This window comes from Natronosalvus caseinilyticus, from assembly GCF_017357105.1.
GTDB lineage: Archaea > Halobacteriota > Halobacteria > Halobacteriales > Natrialbaceae > Natronosalvus > Natronosalvus caseinilyticus.
This window is the reverse complement of the sequence record NZ_CP071596.1, coordinates 3,540,246-3,565,428: the sequence shown is the minus strand read 5'-3', so window position 1 is coordinate 3,565,428 and position 25,183 is coordinate 3,540,246. Positions and strand designations below refer to the sequence as shown.

At 66.5% G+C, this 25,183-nt stretch carries 28 protein-coding genes and 1 pseudogene; 17 read left to right on the top strand and 12 right to left on the bottom strand.

Annotated features, from left to right (window positions below; translation table 11 throughout):
• Positions 1-57: 57 nt before the first annotated feature.
• Genes J1N60_RS17265 through J1N60_RS17255 form a run of 3 tightly spaced genes read right to left on the bottom strand, consistent with a single transcriptional unit; the run spans position 58 to position 3,514 of the window.
• The gene (locus tag J1N60_RS17265) at positions 58-2,364 is read right to left on the bottom strand and encodes a DNA polymerase domain-containing protein (RefSeq protein ID WP_312909188.1); all 2,307 of its coding nucleotides are present in this window, start codon (positions 2,362-2,364) and stop codon (positions 58-60) included.
• Positions 2,361-2,750 (bottom strand): DUF8156 family protein, encoded by a 390-nt coding sequence (locus J1N60_RS17260; protein WP_312909187.1) that lies wholly within the window; start codon positions 2,748-2,750, stop codon positions 2,361-2,363. The genes J1N60_RS17265 and J1N60_RS17260 overlap by 4 nt, the downstream gene beginning before the upstream one ends.
• Complete coding sequence (locus tag J1N60_RS17255) at positions 2,750-3,514, bottom strand: hypothetical protein (RefSeq protein WP_312909186.1); 765 nt, start codon at positions 3,512-3,514, stop codon at positions 2,750-2,752. The genes J1N60_RS17260 and J1N60_RS17255 overlap by 1 nt, the downstream gene beginning before the upstream one ends.
• A gap of 266 nt (positions 3,515-3,780) precedes the next feature.
• Here J1N60_RS17255 and J1N60_RS17250 point away from each other — a divergent pair, with 266 nt between their 5' ends.
• Entirely contained in the window at positions 3,781-4,623 is an 843-nt protein-coding gene (locus tag J1N60_RS17250) for an endonuclease III domain-containing protein (protein ID WP_312909185.1), read from the top strand.
• 268 nt (positions 4,624-4,891) lie between these two features.
• On the top strand, positions 4,892-5,212 hold the full coding sequence (locus J1N60_RS17245) for a HalOD1 output domain-containing protein (protein ID WP_312909184.1): 321 nt from the start codon (positions 4,892-4,894) through the stop codon (positions 5,210-5,212).
• 87 nt (positions 5,213-5,299) lie between these two features.
• Here J1N60_RS17245 and J1N60_RS17240 read toward each other — a convergent pair whose 3' ends face one another.
• A complete protein-coding gene (locus J1N60_RS17240; protein ID WP_312909183.1) occupies positions 5,300-5,713 on the bottom strand; it encodes an EamA family transporter in 414 nt (137 codons plus the stop codon).
• 238 nt (positions 5,714-5,951) lie between these two features.
• Between J1N60_RS17240 and J1N60_RS17235 the strand changes: the two genes are divergently transcribed.
• From J1N60_RS17235 to J1N60_RS17225, 3 genes are all read left to right on the top strand, one after another.
• Positions 5,952-6,953, top strand: a complete 1,002-nt coding sequence (locus J1N60_RS17235) for a transcription initiation factor IIB (RefSeq protein WP_312909182.1) — start codon at positions 5,952-5,954, stop codon at positions 6,951-6,953.
• The gene (locus J1N60_RS17230) at positions 6,954-7,175 is read left to right on the top strand and encodes a transcriptional regulator (RefSeq protein ID WP_312909181.1); all 222 of its coding nucleotides are present in this window, start codon (positions 6,954-6,956) and stop codon (positions 7,173-7,175) included.
• A 113-nt stretch (positions 7,176-7,288) separates the two neighbouring features.
• Complete coding sequence (locus J1N60_RS17225) at positions 7,289-7,744, top strand: response regulator (protein ID WP_312909180.1); 456 nt, start codon at positions 7,289-7,291, stop codon at positions 7,742-7,744.
• A gap of 119 nt (positions 7,745-7,863) precedes the next feature.
• Here the strand turns inward: J1N60_RS17225 and J1N60_RS17220 are convergent, their stop codons facing one another.
• Both J1N60_RS17220 and J1N60_RS17215 read right to left on the bottom strand, forming a co-directional pair.
• Positions 7,864-9,252 carry a bifunctional metallophosphatase/5'-nucleotidase gene (locus J1N60_RS17220; RefSeq protein WP_312909179.1) on the bottom strand — a complete coding sequence of 463 codons (1,389 nt, stop codon included), beginning with the start codon at positions 9,250-9,252 and terminating at the stop codon, positions 7,864-7,866.
• Between the two features lie 101 nt (positions 9,253-9,353).
• On the bottom strand, positions 9,354-11,207 hold the full coding sequence (locus J1N60_RS17215; protein WP_312909178.1) for a MutS-related protein: 1,854 nt from the start codon (positions 11,205-11,207) through the stop codon (positions 9,354-9,356).
• A gap of 137 nt (positions 11,208-11,344) precedes the next feature.
• On the opposite strand from J1N60_RS17215, the gene fer reads away from it, so the two are divergent.
• The gene (fer, locus tag J1N60_RS17210; protein ID WP_312909177.1) at positions 11,345-11,998 is read left to right on the top strand and encodes a ferredoxin Fer; all 654 of its coding nucleotides are present in this window, start codon (positions 11,345-11,347) and stop codon (positions 11,996-11,998) included.
• A 191-nt stretch (positions 11,999-12,189) separates the two neighbouring features.
• Here fer and J1N60_RS17205 read toward each other — a convergent pair whose 3' ends face one another.
• Positions 12,190-12,546, bottom strand: coding sequence for a helix-turn-helix domain-containing protein (locus tag J1N60_RS17205; RefSeq protein ID WP_312912614.1), 357 nt, complete (start codon positions 12,544-12,546; stop codon positions 12,190-12,192).
• A 119-nt stretch (positions 12,547-12,665) separates the two neighbouring features.
• Here J1N60_RS17205 and J1N60_RS17200 point away from each other — a divergent pair, with 119 nt between their 5' ends.
• Entirely contained in the window at positions 12,666-13,367 is a 702-nt protein-coding gene (locus J1N60_RS17200) for a competence/damage-inducible protein A (RefSeq protein ID WP_312909176.1), read from the top strand.
• Here the strand turns inward: J1N60_RS17200 and J1N60_RS17195 are convergent, their stop codons facing one another.
• The gene (locus J1N60_RS17195; RefSeq protein ID WP_312909175.1) at positions 13,368-13,490 is read right to left on the bottom strand and encodes a hypothetical protein; all 123 of its coding nucleotides are present in this window, start codon (positions 13,488-13,490) and stop codon (positions 13,368-13,370) included.
• Between the two features lie 122 nt (positions 13,491-13,612).
• On the opposite strand from J1N60_RS17195, the gene J1N60_RS17190 reads away from it, so the two are divergent.
• Together J1N60_RS17190 and J1N60_RS17185 are read left to right on the top strand one after the other, a co-directional pair.
• Positions 13,613-14,761, top strand: a complete 1,149-nt coding sequence (locus J1N60_RS17190) for an ATP-NAD kinase family protein (RefSeq protein WP_312909174.1) — start codon at positions 13,613-13,615, stop codon at positions 14,759-14,761.
• Between the two features lie 147 nt (positions 14,762-14,908).
• The gene (locus J1N60_RS17185) at positions 14,909-15,940 is read left to right on the top strand and encodes a phosphate uptake regulator PhoU (protein ID WP_312909173.1); all 1,032 of its coding nucleotides are present in this window, start codon (positions 14,909-14,911) and stop codon (positions 15,938-15,940) included.
• Positions 15,941-15,998: 58 nt separating this feature from the next.
• Here the strand turns inward: J1N60_RS17185 and J1N60_RS17180 are convergent, their stop codons facing one another.
• Positions 15,999-16,295 (bottom strand): DUF7528 family protein, encoded by a 297-nt coding sequence (locus tag J1N60_RS17180; protein ID WP_312909172.1) that lies wholly within the window; start codon positions 16,293-16,295, stop codon positions 15,999-16,001.
• On the opposite strand from J1N60_RS17180, the gene J1N60_RS17175 reads away from it, so the two are divergent.
• Positions 16,281-16,469 carry a hypothetical protein gene (locus J1N60_RS17175; protein ID WP_312909171.1) on the top strand — a complete coding sequence of 63 codons (189 nt, stop codon included), beginning with the start codon at positions 16,281-16,283 and terminating at the stop codon, positions 16,467-16,469. The two genes, J1N60_RS17180 and J1N60_RS17175, sit on opposite strands and share 15 nt — an antisense overlap.
• Before the next feature lie 87 nt (positions 16,470-16,556).
• Here J1N60_RS17175 and J1N60_RS17170 read toward each other — a convergent pair whose 3' ends face one another.
• Positions 16,557-17,780 (bottom strand): LEA/WHy family protein, encoded by a 1,224-nt coding sequence (locus tag J1N60_RS17170; protein ID WP_312909170.1) that lies wholly within the window; start codon positions 17,778-17,780, stop codon positions 16,557-16,559.
• A gap of 202 nt (positions 17,781-17,982) precedes the next feature.
• Between J1N60_RS17170 and J1N60_RS17165 the strand changes: the two genes are divergently transcribed.
• The 7 genes and pseudogenes from J1N60_RS17165 to J1N60_RS17135 all read left to right on the top strand — a co-directional run bounded on the left by J1N60_RS17165 (position 17,983) and on the right by J1N60_RS17135 (position 22,425).
• A complete protein-coding gene (locus J1N60_RS17165; protein WP_312909169.1) occupies positions 17,983-18,168 on the top strand; it encodes a DUF7525 family protein in 186 nt (61 codons plus the stop codon).
• A 128-nt stretch (positions 18,169-18,296) separates the two neighbouring features.
• Positions 18,297-18,521: a DUF7123 family protein gene (locus J1N60_RS17160; protein WP_253437200.1), complete on the top strand. Its 225-nt coding sequence runs from the start codon at positions 18,297-18,299 to the stop codon at positions 18,519-18,521.
• Between the two features lie 165 nt (positions 18,522-18,686).
• A complete protein-coding gene (locus J1N60_RS17155) occupies positions 18,687-19,112 on the top strand; it encodes an SRPBCC family protein (protein ID WP_312909168.1) in 426 nt (141 codons plus the stop codon).
• Between the two features lie 64 nt (positions 19,113-19,176).
• Complete coding sequence (locus tag J1N60_RS17150) at positions 19,177-20,109, top strand: carbon-nitrogen family hydrolase (RefSeq protein WP_312909167.1); 933 nt, start codon at positions 19,177-19,179, stop codon at positions 20,107-20,109.
• A 374-nt stretch (positions 20,110-20,483) separates the two neighbouring features.
• Positions 20,484-21,086 carry a GNAT family N-acetyltransferase gene (locus J1N60_RS17145; RefSeq protein WP_312909166.1) on the top strand — a complete coding sequence of 201 codons (603 nt, stop codon included), beginning with the start codon at positions 20,484-20,486 and terminating at the stop codon, positions 21,084-21,086.
• Positions 21,086-21,685: pseudogene (locus J1N60_RS17140) on the top strand (GNAT family N-acetyltransferase); the annotation flags it as partial. The gene J1N60_RS17145 and the pseudogene J1N60_RS17140, both read left to right, overlap by 1 nt.
• 107 nt (positions 21,686-21,792) lie before the next feature.
• Entirely contained in the window at positions 21,793-22,425 is a 633-nt protein-coding gene (locus J1N60_RS17135; protein WP_312909164.1) for a GNAT family N-acetyltransferase, read from the top strand.
• A 40-nt stretch (positions 22,426-22,465) separates the two neighbouring features.
• On the opposite strand, the gene J1N60_RS17130 is transcribed toward J1N60_RS17135, so the two are convergent.
• Together J1N60_RS17130 and J1N60_RS17125 are read right to left on the bottom strand one after the other, a co-directional pair.
• The gene (locus tag J1N60_RS17130) at positions 22,466-22,765 is read right to left on the bottom strand and encodes a DUF5658 family protein (protein WP_312912613.1); all 300 of its coding nucleotides are present in this window, start codon (positions 22,763-22,765) and stop codon (positions 22,466-22,468) included.
• Between the two features lie 344 nt (positions 22,766-23,109).
• On the bottom strand, positions 23,110-24,897 hold the full coding sequence (locus J1N60_RS17125) for an acyl-CoA carboxylase subunit beta (RefSeq protein ID WP_312909163.1): 1,788 nt from the start codon (positions 24,895-24,897) through the stop codon (positions 23,110-23,112).
• Between the last annotated feature and the right edge of the window lie 286 nt (positions 24,898-25,183).

Below are 25,183 nucleotides of genomic sequence, written 5' to 3'. Positions count from 1 at the left end.
CGTCGAAAAGGTGATCTGCTCGGGTAAATGTAGCGGTCGAGACAGTCTACTCGTCGCTTATCGGGTAAATACCGACAGCGAAACCGTCCGATCGTCTTCGAGGGCGCGCCGGATTCGCGACCGATCCCATCCCAGGGCGGCGGTGACGCTCTCGGCCGCGCGGAGCAGCAGGGTCGCGTAGTAGTCGACGTCGTATCTGTCTCGTTGTTTCCCGTCGGAGTCCGATACCGTATGCTCACGGCCTGCATCCGCATTCTCGAACGCAAGACGTACGCGCTCCTCGGTCCGCGTCGCACCGTCGTCGACGACGACGTACTCGACGGCCTGTCCCGGCCGCCGGGGGACGTCGTGCCGTTCGTACCGGCGCAACGCACCCACGACGTGCGTCTCCTGGCTGTACGCCTCGAGCGGTCTCGAGACGCGTTTCGTGATCACCAGGTCGTCGCGGTCGACCGCGCCGCGACGGAGGTCACCCAGCCGACGGGCGAGGTGGTCACAGACGGCGGCCGGGTCGCGGGTCTCGTCGAGCACCTCGAGAAACTCGCGCTGGCAGTCGGCCACGAACGCCGGCGTGTGGCGCTGACGACACTCGAGGCCGCGGACTTTGAACTCGCCGGTCGTCCGTTTGCCGACGTATTTCGTGAGTGCACCGGCGCCGGCGCCAGCACTGACGGCGGTGGTCGCGATTCCGCTTTCGCTCCTGCGCTCGCCCTCGCCGCCGCTCGACTCCCGCAACGGCACGAAACACACCCACTCGTAGCGTCCGTCGTGCTCGATGTCGATACCGGCGTCGCGACTGATCTCGGCGATCACACCCTCGAGCGGATCGGGCTCGTCGACTCGCGGCGTCACCCAGAGGCTGTCGACGATGCCGTGGACGATTCGCCAGCCGGCGTCCTCGAGGCGTTCCTTGGCCCGGAGGGCAATCTCGCGGGCGTGGGCGTTGATCGCCTCGTGGCACTCGATGCGCCCGAACTTCGCGTTGCGGTAGCCCTGGTAGCCGAAACAGGAGACGAGCACCCACTTGATCGCGCCGGACTCGGCCCGCAGCCGAGCAGCCTCGTCCTCGCCCGGGTCGTCGCGGAGTCGGCGCTTGCAGGCCGCCCGGCGGTCGAGCAGGGGACGCAACACCGCCGGGAGGAAACCGTCAGTCGCGCAGACGTCGTACTCGAGTTCGGGGACCGACCCGTCCTCGCGGCCAGTTCCGAGGGTCGGACGGATGTCCCGGCACCCTCCCTGGCAGCCGACGGTCTCCGGACTCACGTTGTGTCGGCAGATGATCCGCGGGTACAGCGAGGCGAAGTCGAGTTCGTGGACGTCCTCGTGGAGGCCAACCTCGGGGGCGAACGTGAACCCGCCGCGGTCGGCCGCGTGCAGCGTCGAGACGTCCTTGAACACCTCGGGATCCCACTTGTTGAGCGGGGCGGGAACGCCCCACGCCCGCGCCTCACGGATCTGGATCGCCGTCAGCACGGACCCGATACTGGCCCAGGACGCCTCCTGAAGGGGTTTTCGAGACCGCTGGACCAGGTACTCGAGGCCGGCGAGCCCGGACTGGTGCCACAGGAAGCTGTTCGATCGGTCGACGATCGCTCGGCCCGGAACCCGGTAGCGCGCCGGGGAGTGGCCGACCTGTCCGTAACTCGCGTACGTGCTCTCGCCCGCCAGCTTCGTCCAGCCGGGGAGTCGCCCGAGGTGGACGCCCTCGAGGCCCGCGGCGGCCGCCGCCCGCTCGACGGCCGGCACGAGGTCGCCGTGGCTCACCACGAGCACGTCGGGGTCGCGGCGCTCGAGTCGCCGACCGAGCGACCAGAGGACGTCCGCCGGATCGCCGGTCACCGACTCGCCGTCGATCTCGAGGCTCGAGAGGTCGCCCGACGCGAGCGCCCGGTCGTCGACGGTAATCTCGAGGGTCCGGAGGGGTCGACTCGGCGCGGGGTCGATCTCCTCGTCGAGGCAATACCGAAAGCCGGGCGTGAGATCGACGTCGAACAGGCGGAGGGTCCCGGGGGCGTGGTGCTCGCGACCGTAGACGCCTCGAATTTCCGCGGCCAGCGTCCGAACCTCGTCGACGCGCTCGAGGCCGACGCGGAGCATTCTCGAGGGGTCGTCGGCGTGGTGGGCGTGCAGACTCGGGTAGCGGTTCTCGAACGCCGTCTCGCACACTTTGGGATCCGAGGCGAGGGCGTCTCGGAGGGCCTCGAGCGCTTCGAGCGGGCCGTCGACGAACAGCGCGGGGACGTAGTCGGTGCGTTCCTCGAAGGTCGCGCCAGGGAGGTCGTCGTCCGAATCGCCGTCTCCCTCCTCGCCCTCGAGCGTCCACTCCCTGACGAGGCCGTCTTCGAACTCGAGGGTGAAGGTCACGGCTGGTCGCCTCCTCCGGTGCTGGCTCTCGATTCGGCGTCCGGGTCGGCGTCGGCTCTCGAACCGGCGTCCGTATCGGCGTCGGGGCCGATGTCGATGTCGCTGTCAACCTCGGCCTCGAGCGAATCCAGTGCCGACTCGAGCGTCGCCACCCGCGCTTCGAGCCGTCGGATCGCCGTCTCGTGGGCCACCAGCAGCGACAGCACCAGCGCCCGCTCGGGGTCCGCCGCGTTCGCGTACCCCGCCGCGTCGGCCACGTTCCGCGCCCGCTCGAAGAGGCGATCGAAGTCGGCCTGGCGCTCCCGGCGCAACGCGCGTCGCATCGGTTTCCAGTCGTCCTCCAGCCGCCGGAGCGCGTCGCGATAGGTGGGGTTGGTTCGCCCCATCAGGCGAGCACCCCCTCGAGCGGGTCGATCGACGGGTGGTCGGTCCCCGTCTCCGTCTCCGTCCTGGGCTCCCACGGCCGCTCTGGATCGACGGCTCCGAAGAGGTTGACCCAGTAGGGGATCGTCGTCTGCCAGACGGGACCGTGCCAGTAGCCCATCGTCTCGAACCCCTCCCCCTCGAACCGCAGCCCCTCGCGGGTGCGCGTACACTCGATGGTCGAGTCCGCCGCGGCTTCGAGGCGCTCGACGGTCGTCCCGGGGACGTTCGGGCCCGCAGTGATCACGACGGGACACTCGAGGCCGCGACCGAGTTCACCCAGGACGGCGAGCGTCGACGCGAGCAGATCCGTCCGTTCCCACTCGCGGAGGTCGCCGTCCCGGTAGAGCGAGGCGACGTTCGGCGCGATCACGAGCGGGGTGTCGGCGTCGGCTCGTCGCACGACCGCCCGGACCAGCGAGTGGTGCTGGTAGGCGGTGAACGCCCGGGCGATCCGCAGTCGCTCGAGCGCTCTACCGGACCCCGGTGCACACTCGTAGAGGGCGTGTGTCGAGGCGACGTTGCCGGCGTCGATCCAGTAGGCTCGACCGCGGGAACTGCCCGCGGTCGCCGGTTTCTCGGCCGGCCGGTCCGACCGCCCGGGAGACGCATGGACGTCGGCCAGATACTCACAGACGAGTCGGTGAACCGCGGCCGACCGTCGTGACGGCGTTCGAAGCAGCGTGAGTCCGGACTCGAGCGTCGAATCGTGTGTGATTATCGTCATGGCTATCCGATCGGTCGAGCACGGCCGGGATAACTATCGGGGGGCCGTTTCCGAAATTTCCGATAACTGGTGAAGTACTCATATCGGGGGTCTTGGAGCGTATAACGCGGAAAACGTTCTTTCCGAAATCGTTTCCGAAACTCGAGGGCAGCCGTCGACGAACTAGCAAATGGTGCTCCGACGACGTACTCGAGGCACTCATCGAGCCGGCGCCTGCCAGCCGTGATTCCGGCGCCGTTTTGTGACCGTAGCGGCTACCCTCGAGCATGCCAGACGAGGCCGACCCCGAACCCGCGGTGAACATCAGCGGTGGCGCCGACGGCGGCGGCACGGCGGCTACCTTCGACCCCGCGACCGCGGACACGCGGGCCGAACTCGTCGTCGATCGCCTGGGTGAACGCTACTGGCAGAAGACCTACGGTGGACAGGACGCCTTCGAGTGTCTCGTCCGGACGATCCTGAGCCAGAACACGAGCGACGTGGCGAGTCAGCCCGCCCACGACGCCCTGCTCGAGCGATACGGTGGTCCAGAGACGGAAACCGACCTCGCAGCCGCGCTCGCCGACGCCGAACGCGCGAGACTCGCGGAGACCATCCAGCCGGCCGGGCTGTACAATCAAAAGTCCGAGGTCATCCAGACCGCCGCCGACTGGGTCCTCGAGCGCTGGGGCTCGGCGGCCGCCTTCGACGCGTTCGTTCGCGAGAGCGACCCCGCCGAGGTTCGGCAGACGCTGCTCTCAGTCTCGGGCGTCGGACCCAAGACGGCCGACTGCGTGCTCCTGTTCGCCGGCGGTCGAAACGGCGTCTTCCCCGTCGACACGCACGTTCACCGCATCTACCGCCGGCTCGGCATCGCCCCCGCCGACGCCGACCACGAGGGCGTTCGCGAGGTACTCGAGCGGGACGTTCCAGCAGAGAAGTGCGGCTTCGGCCACACCGCCAGCATCCAGTTCGGCCGGGAGTTCTGCACGGCGCGCACGCCGGCGTGCCTCGAGGATCCCGAGGCGTGCCCGATGGCCGACGTCTGCGACCAGGTCGGCGTCTATCCCGAGACGGGCGAGGTCGTCGACCCGGCGGACGCTCCAGAGGCAGCTGACGAGGAGCCCTGACGTCCGACCATCGAGTGAGTCTGCGGTGTAATTCGTACATTCCTGCCTGTCTGAGGAAGATAATAACTAGAGGTCACTCACTTCAGTATGTGAATCGAGAGAGGGAACGCCGTAAGACAACGTCCCCGGGGCCGTCGCCCGCACGCCCCCCGTTCGGACTTTATTTTGTAGGACAAATTCGTGTAACGCGTCTCACAAGCCTTTATTGTACATTCCAACATAGCAACTGGTCCGTCACACGATGTGACCGTTTCCACGACTGATACCCATGACAGCACCATCATCGACCCACCCCGGCACGCCAGCTGCAACCGTTCCACGAACGACGTCGTTCACCCACGACTGGGCGGACGGCGACGACGGTGAGGACCTCGCGACCAGGATCGTCGAGGCCGTCGCCGAGATCACCGACCAGGACGAAACCCGCGTCGAGCGCCTCTACGACCGACTCGATCCGGACTCGCTCAACAGCCTCTTTTCCCGGACCGACGCGAATCGGTACGCCGGAGACGGCCTGGTGATGTTCACGCTCGAGGGATGTACCGTCACCGTCTACGGCTCCGGGCTGGTCGTCGTCCAGCGGGCCTGAAAGGCGATCGATTCATCGCTCTCGTCAGGAGAGTGAGCAGCCCGCTCGAGGAAATCGCGAACAGCCCGCTCGAGGCGGGGGAGGACGTCAGTTCGCGAGCAAGACGACGGCGAGGACGGCGAATCCGATCCCGGCCACGTTCTGGATCGTCAGGGATTCGCCCAGGACGACGACGCCGATGATCGTCGCGACGACGAAGTACAGCGCCGAGATGGTGGCAACGACGCCGACTCGTCCGGCGCTCAGGCCCGCGTAAAACGCGACGGCGCCGACCCCGGCGAAGACGCCGGCCGCGAGTGCGTAGGTGACGCCCGTTCGCTCGAGCGCCAGCGGTTCGTTCTGCGCAGCGATGTAGCCGAGTGCGATGAGCACGCTCGCGGCGTACGAGAGGATCATCGCGAGTTTCGGGTCGATCGTCCGGGTCGCTTCGTTCGCGAGGACCGTCCAGAGGCCCCAGGCGCACATGGCGAGGACGGCGAGGGTGATCGCGTGCTGGCTCATACAGGAAGGGCATCGGGAGGGGACCAGTAATTTCCGTCTTCCGTCTTCCGTCGCTCGAGCGGTCCCGGTTCGCCGACACTCGAGTACAGCTGCAAACGACGTCACCACGACGTTCGGGTCGGTTCCCAGTCGATGGGAATCTGCCGTTCGTTCATGGGTCGCTCCGGAATAGCGCTAGACAACCACAGGCGGCCCGGCGGCTGCCGACCGCTGACCGCCGATCGTTGACGATCCACCGATGAACGAGACACTCGCCACCCAGACCGACGAGGAAGCGACCGACCGGACCGAGCAGCGCAACCGAACTGAGCAGAGTGACCAGACGACCAGCGACGCTCGGGTTCGGACGTGTCCGGAGTGTGACGGGCGAATCGCGCACGACGCGGAGCACGGCGAGCGTGCGTGTGTCGCGTGCGGACTCGTCCTCGACGACGACGAGATCGATCGCGGCCCCGAGTGGCGGTCGTTCTCCGACGCGGAGTCGAACGCGCGAAGCCGCGTCGGCGCGCCGACCAGCGATCTGATGCACGACAAGGGGCTCAGCACCGTCATCGACTGGCGCAACGAGGATGCCTACGGCAATCGTCTCTCGTCTCAGAAACGGGCACAGTTCCAGCGGCTGCGAACCTGGGACGAACGCTTCCGGACGAAGAGCGCTCAGGAGCGAAACCTCAAACAGGCGTTCGGGGAACTCGAGCGCATGGCGTCGGCGCTCGGGTTGCCGGACCCGTGCCGCGAGACGGCTGGCGTCCTCTATCGGCGAGCCGTCGAGGAGGAACTGCTCCCCGGGCGATCGATCGAGGCGATGACGACCGCCTGCCTGTACGCTGCCGCCCGCCAGCACGACACTCCGCGCACACTGGTCGAGTTCGAGACGGTCAGCCGGGTCGAGAAACTGCCGATCCAGCGGGCCTATCGGTACGTCTCCCAGGAACTCGGGCTCGCGATGGAGCCGGCCGATCCGGTTCACTACCTCCGCCAGTACGCCTCGGACCTCGAGGTCAGCAACGACGCCGAGCGCCTCGCCCGCGAGATGCTCGAGACGGCGAAGGACCGCGGCGTCCATAGCGGGAAGAGCCCGGCGGGGCTCGCGGCCGCGGCCGTCTACTCCGCGTCGCGCCTGGCGAACGAGACGGTCACCCAGGCGACCGTCAGCGACGCCGCGAACGTGAGCGAGGTCACGATCCGGAACCGCTACCAGGAACTGCTCGAGGTGTACGGCAAGCACGGTGACGAGTAGATGCACCAGGAACACCTCGAGCGACCGATCCTGCGTGCCCTCGAGGAGGGGCCGTCGATGCACGTGATCGACCTCGCCGACCGTCTCGAGGCGCATCCGGTGACGGTGGACCTGGCGTGTAGTCACCTCTACGAGGAGGGCTGTCTGGCTCCGTCCACCCAGGGCGTGTACGCGGTTACCGAACGTGGACGGCGGCGACTCGAGGTGGGGGACGATGGATGAAACGACTCTCGAAGAAGGGTGCGATTATCCTCGCCCTATTCCACCTGCTACATCCGTGAACCGAAAACGGAGCCAGGCGAGCCACTTATACTCTTCCGCCGGCAGATGCAACTATGGGTAGCCGCCCCTCGCCCCCCACCGAAGCGCAACTATTACTGGTCGAAGACAACCCCGGAGACGTACGTCTCATCGAGGAAGCCTTCCGCGACGGCCACATCGCCAACAACCTCCACACCGTCACCGACGGCCAGGCAGCGCTGGACTTCATCCACCGCCGCGACGAGTACGAGGATGCACCCCGTCCGGACCTCATCTTGCTGGACCTCCATTTACCGCGAGTGGACGGCGAAGACGTGCTTCACGAGATCAAATACCACGAGGAACTGGAAGACGTCCCAGTCATTATTCTATCGGGAATGAACGAGGATCTCATCAAGTCACGCGACCTCGACCACGATGCGGACGAGGATGCGGTCCTCGAGAAGCCGGTCGACCCGGGCGAGTTCGTCGACGTAATTCGCGAGTTCGACGACTTTCGGCTGTCCGTCGTTCGAACCGACGAGAACTGAGACGCCGAGACGGTATCGTCGAGCGCTCGAACGGGTGTGCTACTCGCCACGCGCCGTCTCCGGTGTCGTCTCTCGAGCGTCGAGGAAACCGACGGAATCCCTCTTCCCTCGAGCCGTGCTCAGTCCCTGAGCGACCGAACCGCCTCTGGCGCCTCGTCCACGGTCGCCGTCATCCGCTCCTCGACCGTCGAGAGCCCGTTCCGGGCGACGTACTCGACCAGCGCGGGGTGACATCGGCCGTGGACGTCGACGACGCGGTCGGGCTCGAGCGGGTCGAACAGCCGGTGCTCGAACGCGAACGCCGGCGCGGCCACGGTGTAGGACGCCCCCGGGTCCACCGACCTCCCGTCCAGCGTCGCTGACTCGAGTTCGAGGTCGCGTTCGGTTCGACGCCAGCGAACGCGTCCGCCGCTGAGGTGGCCGAACACCTCGAGGTCCGGGCCGGGCGTCGCCAAGCTCTCGAGCAGGGTGGTGACCTCCTCGCCGTCCAGTCGGGCGGTTCGGATCTCGTTGTCGAAGGGGACGGCCGACCGGAGGTCGCCGACCGTGACGGCGCCGGAGAGCGGTGGCCCGGCCCGCAGGGACATCGCGTTGTACACCGCGAGGTCGGCGTCGGCGGCCCAGCGGATGGCGTCGCCGACAGTGTTGCCGACTGCGCTCTCGGGATAACACTGATCGACGGTCCGAGGGATCGGCGTCTGCGCTTCGGCGATCGGTTGCTCGAGGCCGAGGTCGGCCCGCAGGTCGCGGTAGGCGTCGGCCACGTCGGTCGCGACCGGGGCGGCGGGCACGTCGTGGAGGTCGGCCATCGGGCCGTCGGGAGTCAGCCGAACCTCGGCCAGCAGACTCCCGCGCTGGCCGGGACGGACCACGAGGGTGCCGTCGACGCGCTCGGCCCGGACGTCGTGGACGTGCCCGCCGAGCACGAGGTCGACGCCCTCGAGTCGAGCGATATCGTCGTCGGCGTGGCCGGCGTGTGAGAGGACGACGACGGTCTCCGCACCCCGGTCTGCCAGCGCGTCGACCGCCCGTTCGACCGCCGGAATCGGGTCCTCGGCCGTCAGCGACTGGGCGCACGGATGCGGCCGAACGGTCTCGGGGTCGGTGACGCCGACGAAGCCGATTCGGGTGCTGCCGACGGATCGAATAGCGGTCCGTTCGACGCCCCGCTCGCCGGCGAACCGCTCGCCGGTCGCCGACTCGAGGAGGTTCGCCGTGAGCCAGGTCTGTGGGGAGTTCGCGACGACGGACTCGAGGGCGTCCCGGCCGTTGTCGAAGTCGTGGTTGCCGAAGGTCGCTAGGTCGGGTTCAACGGCCTCGTAGAATCGTTCGACGTGGCGACCGCGAGTCTCCATCGAGAGCAGCCCCGGCGCGGTGGTGTCGCCGGTGTCACAGAGCAGGGTCTCGTCGTCCCGGCACTCGCGGATCAGGTGCGCGAGTCGGCCGAGGCGGGCGGGGTCGTCGTAGGCGTTCTCGAGGTCGGAGTAGTGGAGCAGTCGGGGAGCCATCGCTTCGGGGTCGCTCGAGGTTCGTTCTTCAGAAGGGTAATTCTACCGGCACGTTCGCGATCGTCTCCAGGGCACGACCGCGACTGCGACCGAAACCGGTCCTATCCGCTCCAGCGCGCATCCGCGAGCGTCCGCTGGATCACGTCGTTGCCGACCGCCTCGCCCAGCGTCTCGAACCCGGCCCGTTCGCTCCGATCCTCGGCGTTGGCCACCAGCCGCGAGACGATAAATTCCGGCGTCGACCGGCCAACCGTCCCGAACCGGGGCTGGTAGTCGACCAGCAACTCGAGGTCGGGGTTCAGCCCCTCGGCGAAGATGCCGTCCACCCTGGCTTCGGGCGGCAGGGGCTCGAGGTCGTCCGCGAGGTGGGTGACGAAGACGCCCAGGGCGTCGCGCTCGACGGTCAGCCGGACGAGCCCGTGGAGCAAGTCGGCGGCGCTCCCAGGTTCGGTGATCGCCTCGAACTCGTCGACGAGCATGAGGGTTCGGCCGCCGCTCGAGAGCGGCGGGACGATCGATCGCAGCGTCGACTCGAGGACGCCGGCGTTGAAACTGGCGTGCCGGCGGTGGAAGACGAGCGCGTCGACGGGCGTCACCTCGGCGCGGTCGGCCGGTACGGGCAGCCCCATCGTCGCCAGCAGGACGACCTGGCACAGCGTCTCGAGCAGCGTCGTCTTCCCGCCGCTGTTGGCGCCGGTGAGGACGGCGACGCGTTCGTCGCCCGGCAGTTCCTCCTCTGTGACGGGGTTGCTCCTGGGCTCGAGTTCGATCCGGGTCGCGGCGTCAGTACCGCCCCCAGCCTCGAGGGCTTCGACTCCCTCCGTATCGAGCGCCTCGCCCGTCACGCCGTGCTCGCCCAGCGCGTAGGTCACCGGCTGGACCGACTCGCCTCGAGCGGCCAGCGCGACGTTCGTCGCCCGAACGACGGAAACCGCGGCCTCGTCGCCCGTCCGGAACGTCGGCCGGGTGCAGTCGTACGCCAGCGCGAACCGGGCCAGCGAGAGGTGGAAGGCGATGTCGTCGACGGCCGCGACCGCCCGGTCGATCGCCTCGCGGGCGTCCTCGAGTGTGGTCTCGAGGTCGCTTCGAACGGTCGCCTCGCGCTCGTCGACGGCGCTCGTGAGATCCGATCGCAGGCTCCGGAGGGTGCCGCCGACGAAGTCCGTCGCATCCGTCGCCTCGGTCGGCATGGCCTCGCGGACCTGGTCGATCGTGACCTGGGTCTCCTCGAGTAATCGATCCTCGAAGGCGTCCCGGAAGGCCGTCACGTCGCCGACACCGTCCGATCGCAGGTCCTCGATCACCTGGAGGGCGTTGGCGTCCATGTCCTCGACGGCGCCGAGCGCCGAGCGAAGCCGGTCGAGTTCCTCGTCCGCCCCCTCCTGAACGCGGCCGTCTTTGAGCGCGCCCAGCGCCGCGGCGGCCGCCTCGAGCGCGTCCGTCTCGAGGTCGGCGATGGTCTCGAAGGGACCCGTCTCGACTCCCGATTCGCACAGCGCGAGCGCGGCCTCGACGGCGGCGCGTTCGCTCCCGTCGCGGTCGTCGTATTGCTCGTAGGCCGCGAGGACGGTCTCGCGGTCGTCGTCCGCGAGCGATTTCCAGGCGTCCCGGGCCGCGAGCACGTCGTCGAGCCGGGCCTCCATCGCCTCGACGCTCGTCAGGGGCGTGAGCACGCGGATGCGGTCGGCCGCCCGGTCGGTCACGGCGTGGTCGACCGCCAGGTCGAGGAGTTCCTTGTACGCCGCCCGGGCGTCGCTCGTCGCGAGGGTGTCCATGCCCTCCCCGCCGGTCGCTCGCCGGAGGATTCGGGTCGCTCGCCCCCTCGAGAGACCGGCGTCGGTCAACGCCCGTACGTCGCCGCCCTCGATCGCCCTGATCGCCCGCTCGGTCCCCAGCGTGTCGGTGAGGGCTTCGCGGGTCTTCGGCCCGACGCCCCAGTACGCCTCGAGTCGCATACCTCCCGGTTCGAAGCGAGGACCGTAAAGACTGCGCTCGCCGCCGGCTATCCAATCAACGGTCGCCACCGGCTATCGCAACCGGCGGGATCGACCGTTGGGGCAAAGTATACAACCGCCATCCCGCTAGCCCTACTGTGGAGTCCCCGTTCGACGTTCTGCGGATCGAACCCGGCGCGGACGACGCGGCAATCGAACGCGCGTTTCGCCAGCGGGTGAAGGAAGCCCACCCGGACCACGGCGGGTCGACCGTCGAGTTCAGGAAAGTCCACGCCGCACGCGAGCAACTGCTCGTGGGCGATACCGGGCCGCTCGAGCGAAGCGATTTCGCCGTGGACTCCGGACCCGGGACGAACGGCGCGGCAGAATCCGACGACACCTCGAACACCGCCGAGGTCACCTACCTCAACTACGACGCCCTCACCGACCACGGCTGGGCCCTCGAGGACGACGCTCTCCTGGAGAAGGCGGCCGAAGCCGACCTCGCCTCGAGCGACTACGGACGCGTCCAGGTCGACCCCGGCGAGACGCTGCTCGAGGCCACCGAGGACGAGGGGTTCGACTGGCCCTACGCCTGTCGAGGTGGCGCCTGTGCGAACTGCGCCGTGGCGATGCTCGAGGGCGACCTGTCGACGCCGGTCGATCACATCCTGCCCGAGGAGATGGTCGACCGCGGCATCCGCCTCTCCTGTGTCGGCCGGCCGCTCACCGACGACGCGGCCGTCGTCTTCAACGTCAAGCACCTCCCCGAACTCGACGAACTCAGGTTGCCGCCGCGTCCCTTCGAGTGATCGACGGTCGTCTGCGGTTCGTGGTCGCCCGTTCGTCCGCTCGGCCGATACTATAGATTATATAGCCTGTAGCAAATGGCCCCGACGCGATTGCAGGCACAGCGACGCGCTCGAGAACGAACCCGAACTCCTCTCCACCACATCCGACGATCACGTATTCGAACGGTCGGCCCCCTTTCCCGACGTTGACGTCACCGCAGCTGATCCTGGAGCCGATTCTTCGCTTCCGTTCGGCGCTTCTGAGAGAACTGTGGGCGCTCGGAGGAGAAGTCGACCTCGATCTCGTCGAGCGTTCGCCGGTAGATGTTCGTCCGGCGCCCCTCGTTCGAGAGCTGTCGCCCCTCGCACTCGAGCAAGCCGGCGTCGACGAGTTCCTCGATCCGGCGATAGCAGGTCGCGATCGGGACCTCGATGTCCTCGCTCAGCGCCTGTGCGGATTTGGGGGTGCCTGCTGCACAGAGAATTTCCGCACTGTACTTGCTGCCGAGAGCCGACAGAAGCGCATCTGATTCGCTATTCCGTTGTTCCGTCCAGCCACCACGTGTCATCATTGTCTTCGCTATGTGAATTATAAGAATTGAATCTTGTGGCTGTTTCTACCCATACAGTTATATACCAGGACGCAGGCCGACGAGCAACCTTTCCACCAGCGGTCCCAACCACGGGTATGAACGTCGCGGTCGTCACGGTCGGAGACGAACTGCTCGCCGGACGGACGGAGAACACGAACGCCACCTGGCTCTGTGCTCAATTCGACGAACGGGGGATCGACGTCGAGCGCGTGACGACGCTTCCGGATCGCGTCGGTGACATCGCCCGCGTCGTCAACGAGTATCGGGCCGAGTACGACGCGGTCGTCGTCACCGGCGGCCTCGGACCCACCCACGACGACCGCACGATGGAAGGCGTCGCCGCCGCCTTCGGCCGGTCGCTCGAGCGCAACGACGAGGCGCTCGCGTGGCTGGAGTCCGAGGGCGGGTACGCACGCGAGGACCTGACCGCGGGGACGGCCGACCTGCCGCGGGGTGCTCGTCCCCTCCACAACGTCGAGGGGGTCGCACCAGGGTGCGTCATCGAATCGGTGTACGTCCTCCCGGGCGTGCCCGCGGAGATGGAGGCGATGTTCGCGACCGTCCTCGACGAATTCGACGGAGAGCCCCGCCACCGCGAGGTCGTCGTCGCCGACGAACCGGAGAGTGCGCTCGTCGGCCGACTCGAGGGCGTCCAGGAGGAGTTCGACGTGGTCGTCGGCAGTTACCCGGGCGAGTCCGTTCGGATCACCGTCCAGAGCCCCGACCCGGCAGACGTCGAGGCGGCGACGGCGTGGCTCCGCGAGCGCGTCGAGGAGGTCGAGGAAGTCGAGGAGTGATCAGCGATACAGGTACAGCGCCCAGAACGCCGTGATCAGGAGGCTGACGACGAGAACGGTCCAGCCGGCGATCTCGATTGGGAAGTCGCCCGAGGCGAGTACGACGTGCGTGAGGTCGACCATGCCCACACCTGTGTCGTCGCCCTTCTTAACTGTTCAGAAACCGCTCGAGTGCTCGAGCGACAGCACAGGCCGTCGACAGCCGAGTCGCACGGCTTTTTTTGCCGCGCGGTCGATGGCCACCCATGGACACGCTCGGGGTCGTCGTCAATCCGATCGCCGGCATGGGCGGCCGCGTCGGACTCAAGGGAACCGACGGGAAGGTCGCGGAAGCGCGTCGTCGCGGGGCCGAACCGCGCGCGCCAGAGCGAGCGGTCGAAGCCCTCGAGGCGCTTGCACGGCGCCGACCCGAGCTGACCGTCTACACCGCCGCGGGCCCCATGGGCGAGGACGCGGCTCGAGCGGCGGGGTACGACCCGGAGGTGGTCTACGGCCCGTCGCGCGTCGCCGGTGGAGGCAGTGAGAGCGATGAAGCCGATGGGGGCAATGAGGACAGCGAGACGAACGACCACGGCGATTCGTCCGAGACATCGGCCGACGACACGAAAGCTGCCGTCCGCGCGTTCCTCGAGCGCGGCGTCGACCTCGTGCTGTTCGTCGGCGGGGACGGGACGGCCGTCGACGTGGCCGAGGTGCTCTCCGAGGACGGTGAGAGGGAGACGCCCATGCTCGGCGTCCCTGCAGGCGTGAAGATTTACTCCTCCGTCTTCGGCGTCACGCCGGCCGACGCGGGACGAATCGCCGCCGAGTTCGACCGCGTCGAGGACCGCGAGGTCAACGACATCGACGAGGATGCCTACCGCGAAGGCGAGGTCCGGGCCGAACTCCGGGCAGTCGTCCCCGTCCCCGTTGCGAGCGGCGTCCAGTCGAGCAAACAGCTCTCGAGCGGGAGCGTCGACGCGCTCGCAGAGGGGTTCGCCGACGAAATCGACCCGGAAACGACCTACGTCTTCGGGCCCGGAAGCACCGTCGGCGCGATCGAGTCCGCCCTCGGAATCGACCCCTCGCCGCTGGGCGTCGACGTCTGGCGCGGCGGCGAGGTGCTGGCCCGCGACGCGAGCGAGTCCGAGATTCTCGCCGTGCTCGAGGAACCCGCGGTGATCGTCGTCTCGCCCATCGGCGGCCAGGGGTTCGTCTTCGGGCGGGGCAACCACCAGCTCTCCCCCGCGGTGATCGAACGAGCGGACGTCGAGGTGGTCGCCAGCGACGACAAACTCGATGGCGTCGGCCAGCTACGGGTCGATACGGACGACGAGGCGGTCGACGAGTCCCTCCGCGGGTGGATGCACGTTCGCACCGGTCGGTTCACGACGCGGTTGTTGAAGGTGGTCTGAGCGAGCGGCAGGTCCGAATCGCTCGGTTCGACGAGGCGTATAAGGTCGCGCTCGAACGGACCGAGAGACACTAGTACACATGGACAATCTGCAACGAATAATGGCCGTATAGTCAGGACTAAGGTGTGACAGCGCCTACCTCGTGCCATGGAGACGCGGAAAGTTCAGCGGCTCGGGCCGTCCACCCTGGCGATGACCCTCCCGGCGGAGTGGGCCAGCGAGCACGGCGTCGAGAAAGGCGACGAGGTCTCGCTGCGGATGGGCGGCAAGGGAACGCTGACGGTGATGCCCGAATCGGCGAACTTCGGGGAGACCGAGGCCACCATCCGAACCGACAACCTGGACGCCGACGCGGTCGAGCGTGCCATCGTCGCCCAGTACGTCCTCGGCCGGCGCGTCATTCGCATCGAGTGTACCGACGGCGCCCTCGAGTCCGCCCACATCAACGCGGTCTACCGGGCGGAGACGCAGCTCATGGGCCTGGGCGTCATCGAGGAAACGCCCGAGAGCATCTCGATCCGGTGTTCGGTCGACCCCGAAGACTTCACCCTCGACAACCTCTTAGAGCGCCTCGAGCGAACCGGCCGGACGATGCGCGGGGAGGCGATCAAGGCGCTCGCTCACGGCAATCCCGACCTCGCCCAGCGGGCGCTCAACCGGGAGCGCCAGGCAAACAAGATCTTCGTCCTCCTCCTGCGGTTGATCTTCACGGCGTACCAGAATCCCACGCTCGCCCGTGCGGTCGGTCTCGAGTCGGGCTTCCCCCTGATCGGCTACCGGTCGATCGCGAAGAACCTCGAGTTGACGGCGGACAACGCCGAGGACATCGCCGACATCGTGATGGAAGCGGAGGGCCACACCCTCAACGTCGAGAAGTCGGTGATGCGCGAAATTCGGGAACTCACGGAGGCCGTCGACGAGATCACGGCCCTCGCCGTCGAGTCGGCCGTCGAGCGCAACTACGACAAGACGATCGAGGCCCGCAAACTGTTCCACGACATTTCCGACCGCGAACGAGAGATCCTCGCGGACTTGCCCGAGATGCAAAACGAGGACCTCCTGCAGGTCAGGGAGGTGCTGGTCAGCCTCCAGCAGACGGCCCAGTACGCGATTCGAAACGTCGAGATTGCGGCAAACCTGGCGCTGAACGAGGAGTCCGAGCACACGACGATTAAATAAGATCCTCGAGTCCCCGTCGTGTTCGAGTCTCGTGAACACTCGATCGACGGCTACCGTTTCACCGTTTGACCACCTCGAGCGGCCGTCGACTCACGAGTCGGCAGTCGAACGCCGGATGCTCGACGAAGTGGCGGACCAGCATGTGACGCCTCGAGCCCGTGATTTTCGCCCCCTGGCAACCGACCGCGTCGGCGTCGAACTGGTTCGGAAGGTCGGCGTACAGTGACTCGAGCGCCTCGAACGAGTCGAACACCTGCTGGTTCCCCGCCGAGTCGGCACCGCGCCGGGAGACCACGTAGGTGCCGTCCTCGCGCCGGGTGCCGGCGGTGTGGACGTACTCGTGGCGATCGGTCAACGCGTTGCCGATTGCCGACTGGACCGCCAGGGCCTCCTCGCGAGTGAGGTCGTGGGAGGCGTGCTCGAGGTCCAGCGTGATGCCGTCGCCGTCGCCGGAACGAACGCGAACGGGGACCGAATCGTCGACGGATCGAGCGTGTTCGTGATCGTCTCGACCGTCGCTGGTCGATGAACTACGCGAGAAGAACGCGATCAGGAGCGGTTTGACTCCGTTGCATGTCGGGGTCTACAGGTGCCGGTACCAAAACCCTGTCGCCGGTTAGATACCGAGGAGGCCGTCGTCGTCCCCGTCGTCACTGTCGGTCCCGTCTTGGTCGTCTGTTTCGTTGCCGGTCTCCCCGGTCTCGTCGTCTGTCCCGTCCCCGGTCTCGTCGTCTGCCCCGTCCTCGGTTCCGTCGTCTGACTCGTCGCCCCCACCGTCACCCGACTCCGCCTCGTCGTCCTCGCCTGCACTCGAGTCCGTTTCGTTTTCCGCATCCGCACTCGAGTCCGGCTCACTGCCGTCGTCGCTTCCGTCACTGGCCTCGTCGTTCCCCCAGATGTCAGTCTCCATCGTCTCCTCGTAGGTCATCGACTCGAGGGGAATCGTGATCGTCGTGCCGGAGGCCAGTTCGAAGGTGGCATCGAACTCGATTCGGAGATCCGAGACCTGCTCGTTTTCGATGTGGGTGACCCACCAGTCGTCGAGGTTTTCGTTCTCGATGCGCGTCGTCGTCACGATGGTCGTCTCCTCGCCGGGCTGGAGGACGTACTCGCGGTCGCTCTCGCCGAGGCCGACGGTCACGTCGTTCATCGTGATCTCGTAGCCGAGCTGGCTCATCGGTATTGCGTAGCTCTTTGGGTTGTAGACGTCGAACTCGAGCCGAAGTTCCGTGTGTTGCTGGTCGACGCCAGCCCACTGGCCTCGCGTGGCGTTGACGTAGAGGATTGGATCCTCGACGAGCGCCCGGTTGGCGTTGATCGGTCGAGTCTCCTCGGAGTTAAAGGCCGAGAGGAGGTCCGTCTCGACGGTCTGCTCGTTCGTTACCTCGGTCGACCGGCCGACGAGGCCGCTCGAGATGGTCGCGTCGATCTCGACGTGGGTCTGCTCGCCGTTTTCGATGTGGGTGACCCACCAGTCGGGAATACGTTCGTTTCGCATCTCGGTCCGGAGCGATTCCGTCGACGTGCCCGGCTCGACGGTGATGTCCTCGCCGCTCCCGTTGGCCATTTCGACGCCGTTCATCCTGACGTCGTACTGTGCGTCGACGTCGGCGGAACCCAGGCCGATCGGGTTCGGATTGTGAATCGTCAGGTCGGTTAGAATTTCGGTTCGTTCGTCGTCGACGTCGCCGAACTCGTTGTCCATCGACTCGAGCGCGGGGACGCCGAGTACTCCCGCACCGAACGCGCCGCCGATAGTGACGGCGACGGCGAGCACGAGGGTTCCCACGATTCGGACCGCGCTCCCGAGAAAGAGTGATCGGAGTGTCTGAAGTACCATGCGTTCGTCGTGAGATCCGTTGGAACCTCGAGACTGTAAACGTGCGGGATTGTCTGGAATAGGTATCGGTGGCTTCGTCGTCACTCGAGGCACCTGCGAAGGGGGCGTGCTGGCTCGGCTGGAAGACCGCAATTTTGTCGCGAACGAACGGACTCGCTGACGAATGAATGCAATTAAGGAGGCCCCCACACAACGCGCCAGCATGGCAGACCACACGCAGACGACCGACAAGGGGGTCGGAGTGGGGCTGGTGTTCGGCGCCGTTGCGATCCTCAGCGCACTCGTGATGCTCACGACGGCACCGGAGATTCAGGCGGCCTGGGGCTTCGCCGCAGCCGTCACGTTCAGCGCCCTCGCGATCGTCGGCATGCACTTTTACTGGCACTGATCGCACGTTACTCGAGACAGACGATGGAGAGCGGACGGCTGACGACTGACGTGGTTCTCTTCGACTCCCATCGGCTGAAACCCCTCTCAAGAGTTAAGGCCACAGACGACCTATCTTACATACGGACGATGACGGACTACTCCGACGAAGAGCAGCGGATAATCTCGTACCTCCGTGAGAGCGCCGCCCGCGGCGAGCAGTACTTCCGTGCGAAAAACATCGCAAAAGCGATTGGCCTCTCCTCGAAACAGGTCGGCGTCCGCCTCCCCCACCTCGCCGAGAAGACCGAGGACATCGACATCGAGAAGTGGGGCCGCGCGCGCTCGACGACCTGGAAGGTCACGATGAGTTAATCGCTCGGGTTGGGATCGATCGGTGGCACGGCCCCACGGCGGCACGGTCGAACCACCGACCCACCCTGGGAGTGTGTCGCTCGGCGGCCGACCGATCGACACGTGCGTGAACGATGGTTCGCTCGATTCACCGTCTTTTTACCATTTACCCACCGACAAAGGAGTATGACTGTCCGGATCGATCGGTCGTTCGAGTTGCAGGCACCACCCGAGCGCGTCTGGGCGTTCATCGCCGATCCGGAAAAGCGCGCTCGAGCGATTAGCGTCGTCAAAGACTTCACGACGGACGACCCCGACGGTCGACGGGCGACCTGGCACGTCGAGATCCCGCTTCCGCTGGTAACGCGGACGGTCAGCATCGACACCGAGGACGTCACCAGGCGCCCGCCCGAGTACGTCAAGTTCGTCGGCCGATCGAAACTGCTCGACGTCACGGGCGAACACGAGATCATCGAGACGAGCGGGGGAAGCCGCCTCGAGAACACCTTCGTCGTCGACGGACACCTGCCGGGCGTCGAACGCTTCTTCAAGCGCAACCTCGACGGTGAACTCGAGAACTTACAGCGCGAACTCGAGCGCGAGGTCGAGTGATCGGGACGCCGACAGGCGGATTACGAGTACGGAGACGAGACACGCGACGGACTCACACACCACCATGACCGAAAATACCGACGCGGCGGCGGAGGCGACGACGGACGAGCACGGAGCGGCCGAGCACGAAGGCAAGGATGAGGGCAAGCACGAGCGTGAGCACGCGCACGAGGACGTGGACGAGAGCGAGGGCATCTCCCTCGCACTCGCACAACTGGCCGTCGAGGCCGGCGACCTCGAGGGCAACCGCGACCGGGCGGTCGACGCGATCGAACGAGCGGCCGCTCGCGGCGCCGACCTCGTCGCTCTACCCGAACTCTTCACGGTGGGATACTTCGAGTTCGACCTGTACGCCCGCAGCGCCGAACCGCTCGAGGGGGAGACCCTGGGCCGACTTCGCGACGCCGCTGTCGAGAACGATGTCGCCGTCCTCACGGGCAGCTTCGTCGAGGACCTCGCGGCGACCGACTCGGTGGAGACGCCCGCCGACGAGGGATACGCGAACACCACGGCACTGCTCTCCTCGTCAGGAGACCTCGAACTGGTATACCGGAAATACCACCTGTTCGGGTACGAGTCCGCCGAAACCGAACTCCTCGTCCCCGGGGAGGCTATCGACACGGCGACGGTCTGCGGACTCACCGTCGGCGTGAGCACGTGTTACGACCTGCGGTTTCCGGAACTGTACCGACGGCTGGTCGACCAGGGCGTCGAGTTGATCCTGGTCCCGAGCGCGTGGCCGTACCCGCGCCTCGAGCACTGGCAGACGTTGTCTCGAGCGCGAGCGATCGAGAACCAGTGTTACGTGGCGACGATCAACGGGTCGGGGTCGTTCGAGGAGGCCACGCTGCTCGGACGGTCGACCGTCTACGATCCCTGGGGGACGGTGCTGGCCTCGAGCGGGGACGACCCCGCCCTCGTGATGGCCAACGTCGATGCGGGGGCCGTTTCGAACGTCCGGTCGCGGTTTCCGGCCCTGCGGGATCGGCGACTGTAGGCTACGCTGCCGAGACCACTGGGTTTTTATTCGCTCGCCTCCCACCTTCCGACGCCGGTTACAAGACGCTTTTCACGTCACGACCGGCATTGCGCGTCGTCTCGGCCCGTCGCGCCTCGTTCCCGGGAAACGAGGGCAACTCACCGCCTCGCCCACTCCTTTCGCCACTCGATTTCGAATGCCAGTTCGAGCGCGTAGTCTCGAACGGACGACGAACGGCGACTCGAGTCGGTCGGGGACTCGCTCGAGACGATAGCGCCCCCGCTAGACGACGATACTTCGAAAAGTATCGTATCCCTATCGACCGTGGTACATTCGTTAGCGAGGAACACAGGTGGGTCAACGCTTTTTACTCCGCGTCCATCCACGCTCGTATGACGACGCTCTTTCCCGAGACCATCGAGACCGATCGGCTCCGTCTCGAACTGGCCGACCCCGAGTCGGTCGATATCGAAGAATTATACGGAGTATACTCGGGCGACGCACTCGAATCGGCGTTTCGGTACGTCCTGATCACGCCCTTCGAGACCGCCTACGACCCGCTTTCCTTCCTCGAGTCGGCACGCGAAAACCACCAGGATGGATCGTCGGCGATCTACATCATTCGACCTCGGGAGAGCGAAGACGGTGCCGATGAGCTGGCGGGAACGACGACCCTGTTCGTCGACTGGGACTGCCGGCGGGCGGAACTGGCGATCGCTCTCGTCCCCCGGTTTTGGGGTCGGGGCTACTCCGGTGAGCGTGCCGAAGCACTCCTCGAGGTGGCGTTCGAACGACTCGACCTGGAGGTCGTCGTGGTCTCCTGTCACCCCGACAACGAGCAATCGAGGCGAGCGATCGAGCGGTACGTCGATCGTTTCGGTGGCCAGTACGACGGCCGCATTCGGAACGCGAGAGTACTCGACGACGAGCCGATCGACCTTCGCCGGTACACGATCGACCGCGAGCAGTACGCCGGGGCGGGGGTGGCGGCCTGATGCCCGAGCATCCGCTCTTTCCCGAAGTGATCGAAACCGACCGGCTCCGTCTCGAGGCGCTCCACGTCGACGAGACCGACGATGACCTCTTCGACCTCTTCGAGATCTGCTCGTCGGATCCGGGTATCGAGGACGTCACCGAATACGTCACCTGGGATCCACACGAGACGCCGAAGGAGACCCTCGAGTTCCTCGAGTACGTCAGCGAGAAGTGGGACGACTCGAGCGGTGGCTCCTACGCCATCTATTTGCGGGACGGTGAAGACGGCGCTGGTGAGTTCGCCGGCGACGCCGGCTTCTCGGTCGACTGGGAGAAACGAACCATGACCCTCGGCGTCTGGTTCCGCAAGCGCTTCTGGGGTCGCGGGTACTCCGGCGAGCGCGCGGCCGCGTTTATGGAACTCGCGTTCGAGCGCCTGGATCTCGAGCTAGTGGCCGTCACGGCGCTGGTCGACAACGAGAAGTCGAATCGCGCGATCGAACGCTACACCGAGGCCCACGGCGGCGGCCGCGACGGGCTCCTCCGCAACTGGCGCGTCGAGGACGGCGAGCCGATCGACCTGTATCGCTACAGTGTCTCCCAGGAGGAGTACCGCGAGTGCGATGATCGGCCGGACGTCGGCGTCTCGTTTTCGGACGAGGCTCGAGGGCGACTCGACGCGGGAGTCCGGGAAGAACGAACGGACGAGGGCATTGACCGGGACCGATGAGCCACCTCTTTCCCGACGCCATCGAAACCGACCGCCTCCGCCTGGAGCGACTCTCGAGCGAGACGGTCGACCCTCTGAGGTACTACCGGATCTGTGGCTCGGATCCCGCCATCGACGACGTGACGAGGTACACGCCCTGGGACCCACACGAGACGCCGAACGAGACCCTCGAGTTCCTCGAGAACCGCGAGGACGCCTGGAACGAGTCGCGGTCGGCGGACTACGTGATTCGACCGACGGACGACCAGGACGGGGCCGACGAAATCGCCGGCACCTGCGGCCTCGGCGTCGACTGGGCGAAGCGAACCGGCGACCTGGGAATCTGGCTCCGCGAACGCTTCTGGGGCCGGGGGTACTCGGGCGAGCGGGCCGACGCACTCGTGACCCTCGCGTTCGACCGACTCGAGCTCGAGGTCGTCTCGGTGCTCGTCCGGGCGGACAACGAGCGCTCCCTGCGCGCGTGTGATCGGTACGTCGAGCGCCTCGGCGGGAGCCGGGACTGTCGGCTCCGAAACTGGTGGACGATGGCCGTCGACGAACCGACCGACGCGGTGCGGTACACGATCACGCGAGCGAGTTACGACCCGTCGAAGAGGCGATCGGCGGTGTCGCTCGAGGCGAGTCGGTGAGCGGATCACTGACTCGGACCGTTGCTCTCACGCCACCGACTCAGAGAATCGACGAGATCAGGTAGACGTTGAGCACCACGGCCGTAACCCACGGCAACGCCAGCGCCGCCGGGATGATCGGTCGGTAGGTTCGTTCGAGGACGGTCCGGCAGACGAGCGCGACGAGGACGGCACCCGCCTTGAGCGCGAGCATCCCGAGGAGTCCCCAGTTGTCGATTACCCCGCGGGCGACGGGGTTGGACTCCGCGAGGCCGAGCTGGAGGCCGACGAACGTCGTGACGACGTCACCGACGAGCGAGGCGGCGACCACCAGCCAGAGGGCGGTCTCGAGGCCGTCCATCCGGGCCGTCTCGAGTCGAAGGCGGCGAGACCGCTGGACCCGGGCGCGGAGGCCGTCCGTGGACATACGCTCCCTGCCGGAATCGAACCGGCGCGAACCAGCGAGAGCGTCTCCCGCTACCGTAGAGTCGGCTATTGTTATGGAGTCTCGAGGACGGTGTACGCTCGAGTTACTGGCGAGTAAGCGGACGCTACAGGCCTCGAGAGGGTTGGCGTCAGCTACACTCGCAGGAACTCGTAGTCGGCCGCACTCGCGGGCGATTGGCATCTCCCACACTCACTCACGAGCACGTCGAAATACGCCTCGAGTGACCGATTACCGGCTCACAGAATGCACCTACCGGATCACAGAATCGTGCCGTGTTTCTTGCTCGGCAGTTCCTTCTCGAGGCCCTCGTAGAACGCGAAGCGGTTGGCCAGTTCCTCCCGGAGCGAACTCGGGGGAACGATCTCGTCGACGACGACCTCGCTGGCCATGCGGTGGATGTCGATGTCCTCGCGGTACTCCTCGCGGAGGCGCGCCTCCTCCTCGGCGCGCTCGTCTTCGTCATCGATTTCCGCCAGTTTCCGGGCGTAGACGGCGTTGATCGCCGCCTCGGGACCCATGATGGCGATTTCGCCAGACGGGAGGCCGATGATGCTCTCGGGATCGTAGGCCGGGCCACCCATCGCGTAGATACCCGCGCCGTAGGCCTTCCGGACGATGACCGTCTGTTTCGGGACCGTCGCCGACGAGGTGGCGTAGATGAACTTCTTCCCTTTCTCGAGGATGGCGTCCTTCTCGACCTGGGAACCGGCCATGAAGCCGGGTGTGTCACACAGGTACAACAGCGGGACGTTGAACGCGTCGGACTTCCAGATGAACTCGGCGGCCTTCTCGGCGGCGTCGGGGAAGATGGCTCCCGCGCGGTGGGCCGGCTGGTTGGCGACGATGCCGACGGGGCGGCCGTCGATCCGGGCGTAGGCGGTGATGATCTCTTTGCCGTAGTCGGGTTTCAACTCGAAGTAACTGCCCGCGTCGACGACCCGTTCGATGACGTCGACCATGTCGTAGCCCCGGTTGGGGTGCTGGGGAACGATGGAGTCGATGCCGTTCGGGGACTTTTTGGGGGCTCGAGGCTCGCTACGGGGCGGGTTCTCGTCGGCGTTGTCGGGCAGGTAGGTGACGAGCTGGGCGACGAGTTCCCGGGCGTGTTCCTCGTCCGTGGCGACCAGGTCGGCCGAGCCGGACTCGCTCGCGTGGACGCGAGCGCCGCCGAGCTCCTGCATGCTGATCTTCTCGCCGGTGACCATCTCGACCATCCGCGGCGAGGCGATGGCCATCGCGGACATCCCCTCGACCATGATGGTGAAGTCGGCGAAGACGGGCGTGTAAGCTGCCCCGGCGATGCAGGGTCCGTAGAGGACGCAGATCTGCGGGACGCGCCCCGAGAGCATCGAGTGGTTGTAGTAGTACTTGCCGATCCCCTCGCGGTTGGCGAAGAAGCCGGTCTGCTGGTCGATTCGTCCCCCGGAGGAGTCCATCAGGTAGAGCACCGGCTGACCAGTCTTCAGGGCGCGCTGTTGCATTCGCAGGAACTTCTCGACGCCTTTGGCGGCCATCGATCCGCGCTTGACGGTGTAGTCGTTGGCCATGAAGTGCAGGTCCCGGCCCTCGAACGTGGCTGCGCCCGTGATCAGGGCGTCCGCCGGGAGGCGGTCGTCCGCGTCGAACTCCGCGAACTTCCCGTCCTCGAAGAGGAACTTGCTGTTCTCGCCGTCGAACCAGAGGTCGATCCGGTCGCGGACGAACAGTTTCCCCTCCTCGGGCAACTGTTCCTTGTACTTCTCGTGACCTCCCTCGAGGATCTCCTCGATTTCCTCGAGGAGTTTCTCCTCGCGTTCGGTCGGGCCGAGGTCGTCCGCCGTGGCGGACGCCGTGGCGACAGCCTGATTGGTGGCTGCGGCGCCTGTGGCGCCGTCGTCGTCGTTCGAACTCGAGGTCGAGTTCGATTCCGGCGGCGAGACGACGACGGCCGGTTCCTCCCCGTCCCCGACGTACACTTCGACTTCGTTCCCGACGTACTCGGCCAGCGCCGTCCCGATCGCCGACGCCTCCTCGTCGGACGCACCCGGTCCGATACGAACGTTCATGGCAAATTCTGCGAGGAGGGGGGAAAAACCGTTTTCCCTTTTGCCCGGTCGCGGGGTTCGTGATACCGTATCGCAATCCTCGAGACAGTCTCTCGACGTATCGTATCACATTTCTCGAGGCGATCACTCTGCGCGCCGGAGAGTAGGGTGAGCGGAACGATCGGGAGCGCCGCGAAGCGACAGTGAGACGAGGGCGAGACAGCGGTCGGTTCCGGACATCGGCCGTCGTGACCACCGCCGCAGTGGCACACGTTCGACGTGTATCCCCGGAATCACGCAAGTACAC

What these genes read in the sequence shown, in the direction of transcription:
- J1N60_RS17260 (WP_312909187.1), bottom strand. Translation starts at nt 2,750, where the DNA reads ATGGGGCGAACCAACCCCACCTATCGCGACGCGCTCCGGCGGCTGGAG.
- J1N60_RS17255 (WP_312909186.1), bottom strand. Translation starts at nt 3,514, where the DNA reads ATGACGATAATCACACACGATTCGACGCTCGAGTCCGGACTCACGCTG.
- J1N60_RS17250 (WP_312909185.1), top strand. Translation starts at nt 3,781, where the DNA reads ATGCCAGACGAGGCCGACCCCGAACCCGCGGTGAACATCAGCGGTGGC.
- J1N60_RS17245 (WP_312909184.1), top strand. Translation starts at nt 4,892, where the DNA reads ATGACAGCACCATCATCGACCCACCCCGGCACGCCAGCTGCAACCGTT.
- J1N60_RS17240 (WP_312909183.1), bottom strand. Translation starts at nt 5,713, where the DNA reads ATGAGCCAGCACGCGATCACCCTCGCCGTCCTCGCCATGTGCGCCTGG.
- J1N60_RS17235 (WP_312909182.1), top strand. Translation starts at nt 5,952, where the DNA reads ATGAACGAGACACTCGCCACCCAGACCGACGAGGAAGCGACCGACCGG.
- J1N60_RS17230 (WP_312909181.1), top strand. Translation starts at nt 6,954, where the DNA reads ATGCACCAGGAACACCTCGAGCGACCGATCCTGCGTGCCCTCGAGGAG.
- J1N60_RS17225 (WP_312909180.1), top strand. Translation starts at nt 7,289, where the DNA reads ATGGGTAGCCGCCCCTCGCCCCCCACCGAAGCGCAACTATTACTGGTC.
- J1N60_RS17220 (WP_312909179.1), bottom strand. Translation starts at nt 9,252, where the DNA reads ATGGCTCCCCGACTGCTCCACTACTCCGACCTCGAGAACGCCTACGAC.
- J1N60_RS17215 (WP_312909178.1), bottom strand. Translation starts at nt 11,207, where the DNA reads ATGCGACTCGAGGCGTACTGGGGCGTCGGGCCGAAGACCCGCGAAGCC.
- J1N60_RS17205 (WP_312912614.1), bottom strand. Translation starts at nt 12,546, where the DNA reads ATGACACGTGGTGGCTGGACGGAACAACGGAATAGCGAATCAGATGCG.
- J1N60_RS17200 (WP_312909176.1), top strand. Translation starts at nt 12,666, where the DNA reads ATGAACGTCGCGGTCGTCACGGTCGGAGACGAACTGCTCGCCGGACGG.
- J1N60_RS17195 (WP_312909175.1), bottom strand. Translation starts at nt 13,490, where the DNA reads ATGGTCGACCTCACGCACGTCGTACTCGCCTCGGGCGACTTCCCAATC.
- J1N60_RS17190 (WP_312909174.1), top strand. Translation starts at nt 13,613, where the DNA reads ATGGACACGCTCGGGGTCGTCGTCAATCCGATCGCCGGCATGGGCGGC.
- J1N60_RS17185 (WP_312909173.1), top strand. Translation starts at nt 14,909, where the DNA reads ATGGAGACGCGGAAAGTTCAGCGGCTCGGGCCGTCCACCCTGGCGATG.
- J1N60_RS17170 (WP_312909170.1), bottom strand. Translation starts at nt 17,780, where the DNA reads ATGGTACTTCAGACACTCCGATCACTCTTTCTCGGGAGCGCGGTCCGA.
- J1N60_RS17165 (WP_312909169.1), top strand. Translation starts at nt 17,983, where the DNA reads ATGGCAGACCACACGCAGACGACCGACAAGGGGGTCGGAGTGGGGCTG.
- J1N60_RS17160 (WP_253437200.1), top strand. Translation starts at nt 18,297, where the DNA reads ATGACGGACTACTCCGACGAAGAGCAGCGGATAATCTCGTACCTCCGT.
- J1N60_RS17155 (WP_312909168.1), top strand. Translation starts at nt 18,687, where the DNA reads ATGACTGTCCGGATCGATCGGTCGTTCGAGTTGCAGGCACCACCCGAG.
- J1N60_RS17150 (WP_312909167.1), top strand. Translation starts at nt 19,177, where the DNA reads ATGACCGAAAATACCGACGCGGCGGCGGAGGCGACGACGGACGAGCAC.
- J1N60_RS17145 (WP_312909166.1), top strand. Translation starts at nt 20,484, where the DNA reads ATGACGACGCTCTTTCCCGAGACCATCGAGACCGATCGGCTCCGTCTC.
- J1N60_RS17135 (WP_312909164.1), top strand. Translation starts at nt 21,793, where the DNA reads ATGAGCCACCTCTTTCCCGACGCCATCGAAACCGACCGCCTCCGCCTG.
- J1N60_RS17130 (WP_312912613.1), bottom strand. Translation starts at nt 22,765, where the DNA reads ATGGACGGCCTCGAGACCGCCCTCTGGCTGGTGGTCGCCGCCTCGCTC.
- J1N60_RS17125 (WP_312909163.1), bottom strand. Translation starts at nt 24,897, where the DNA reads ATGAACGTTCGTATCGGACCGGGTGCGTCCGACGAGGAGGCGTCGGCG.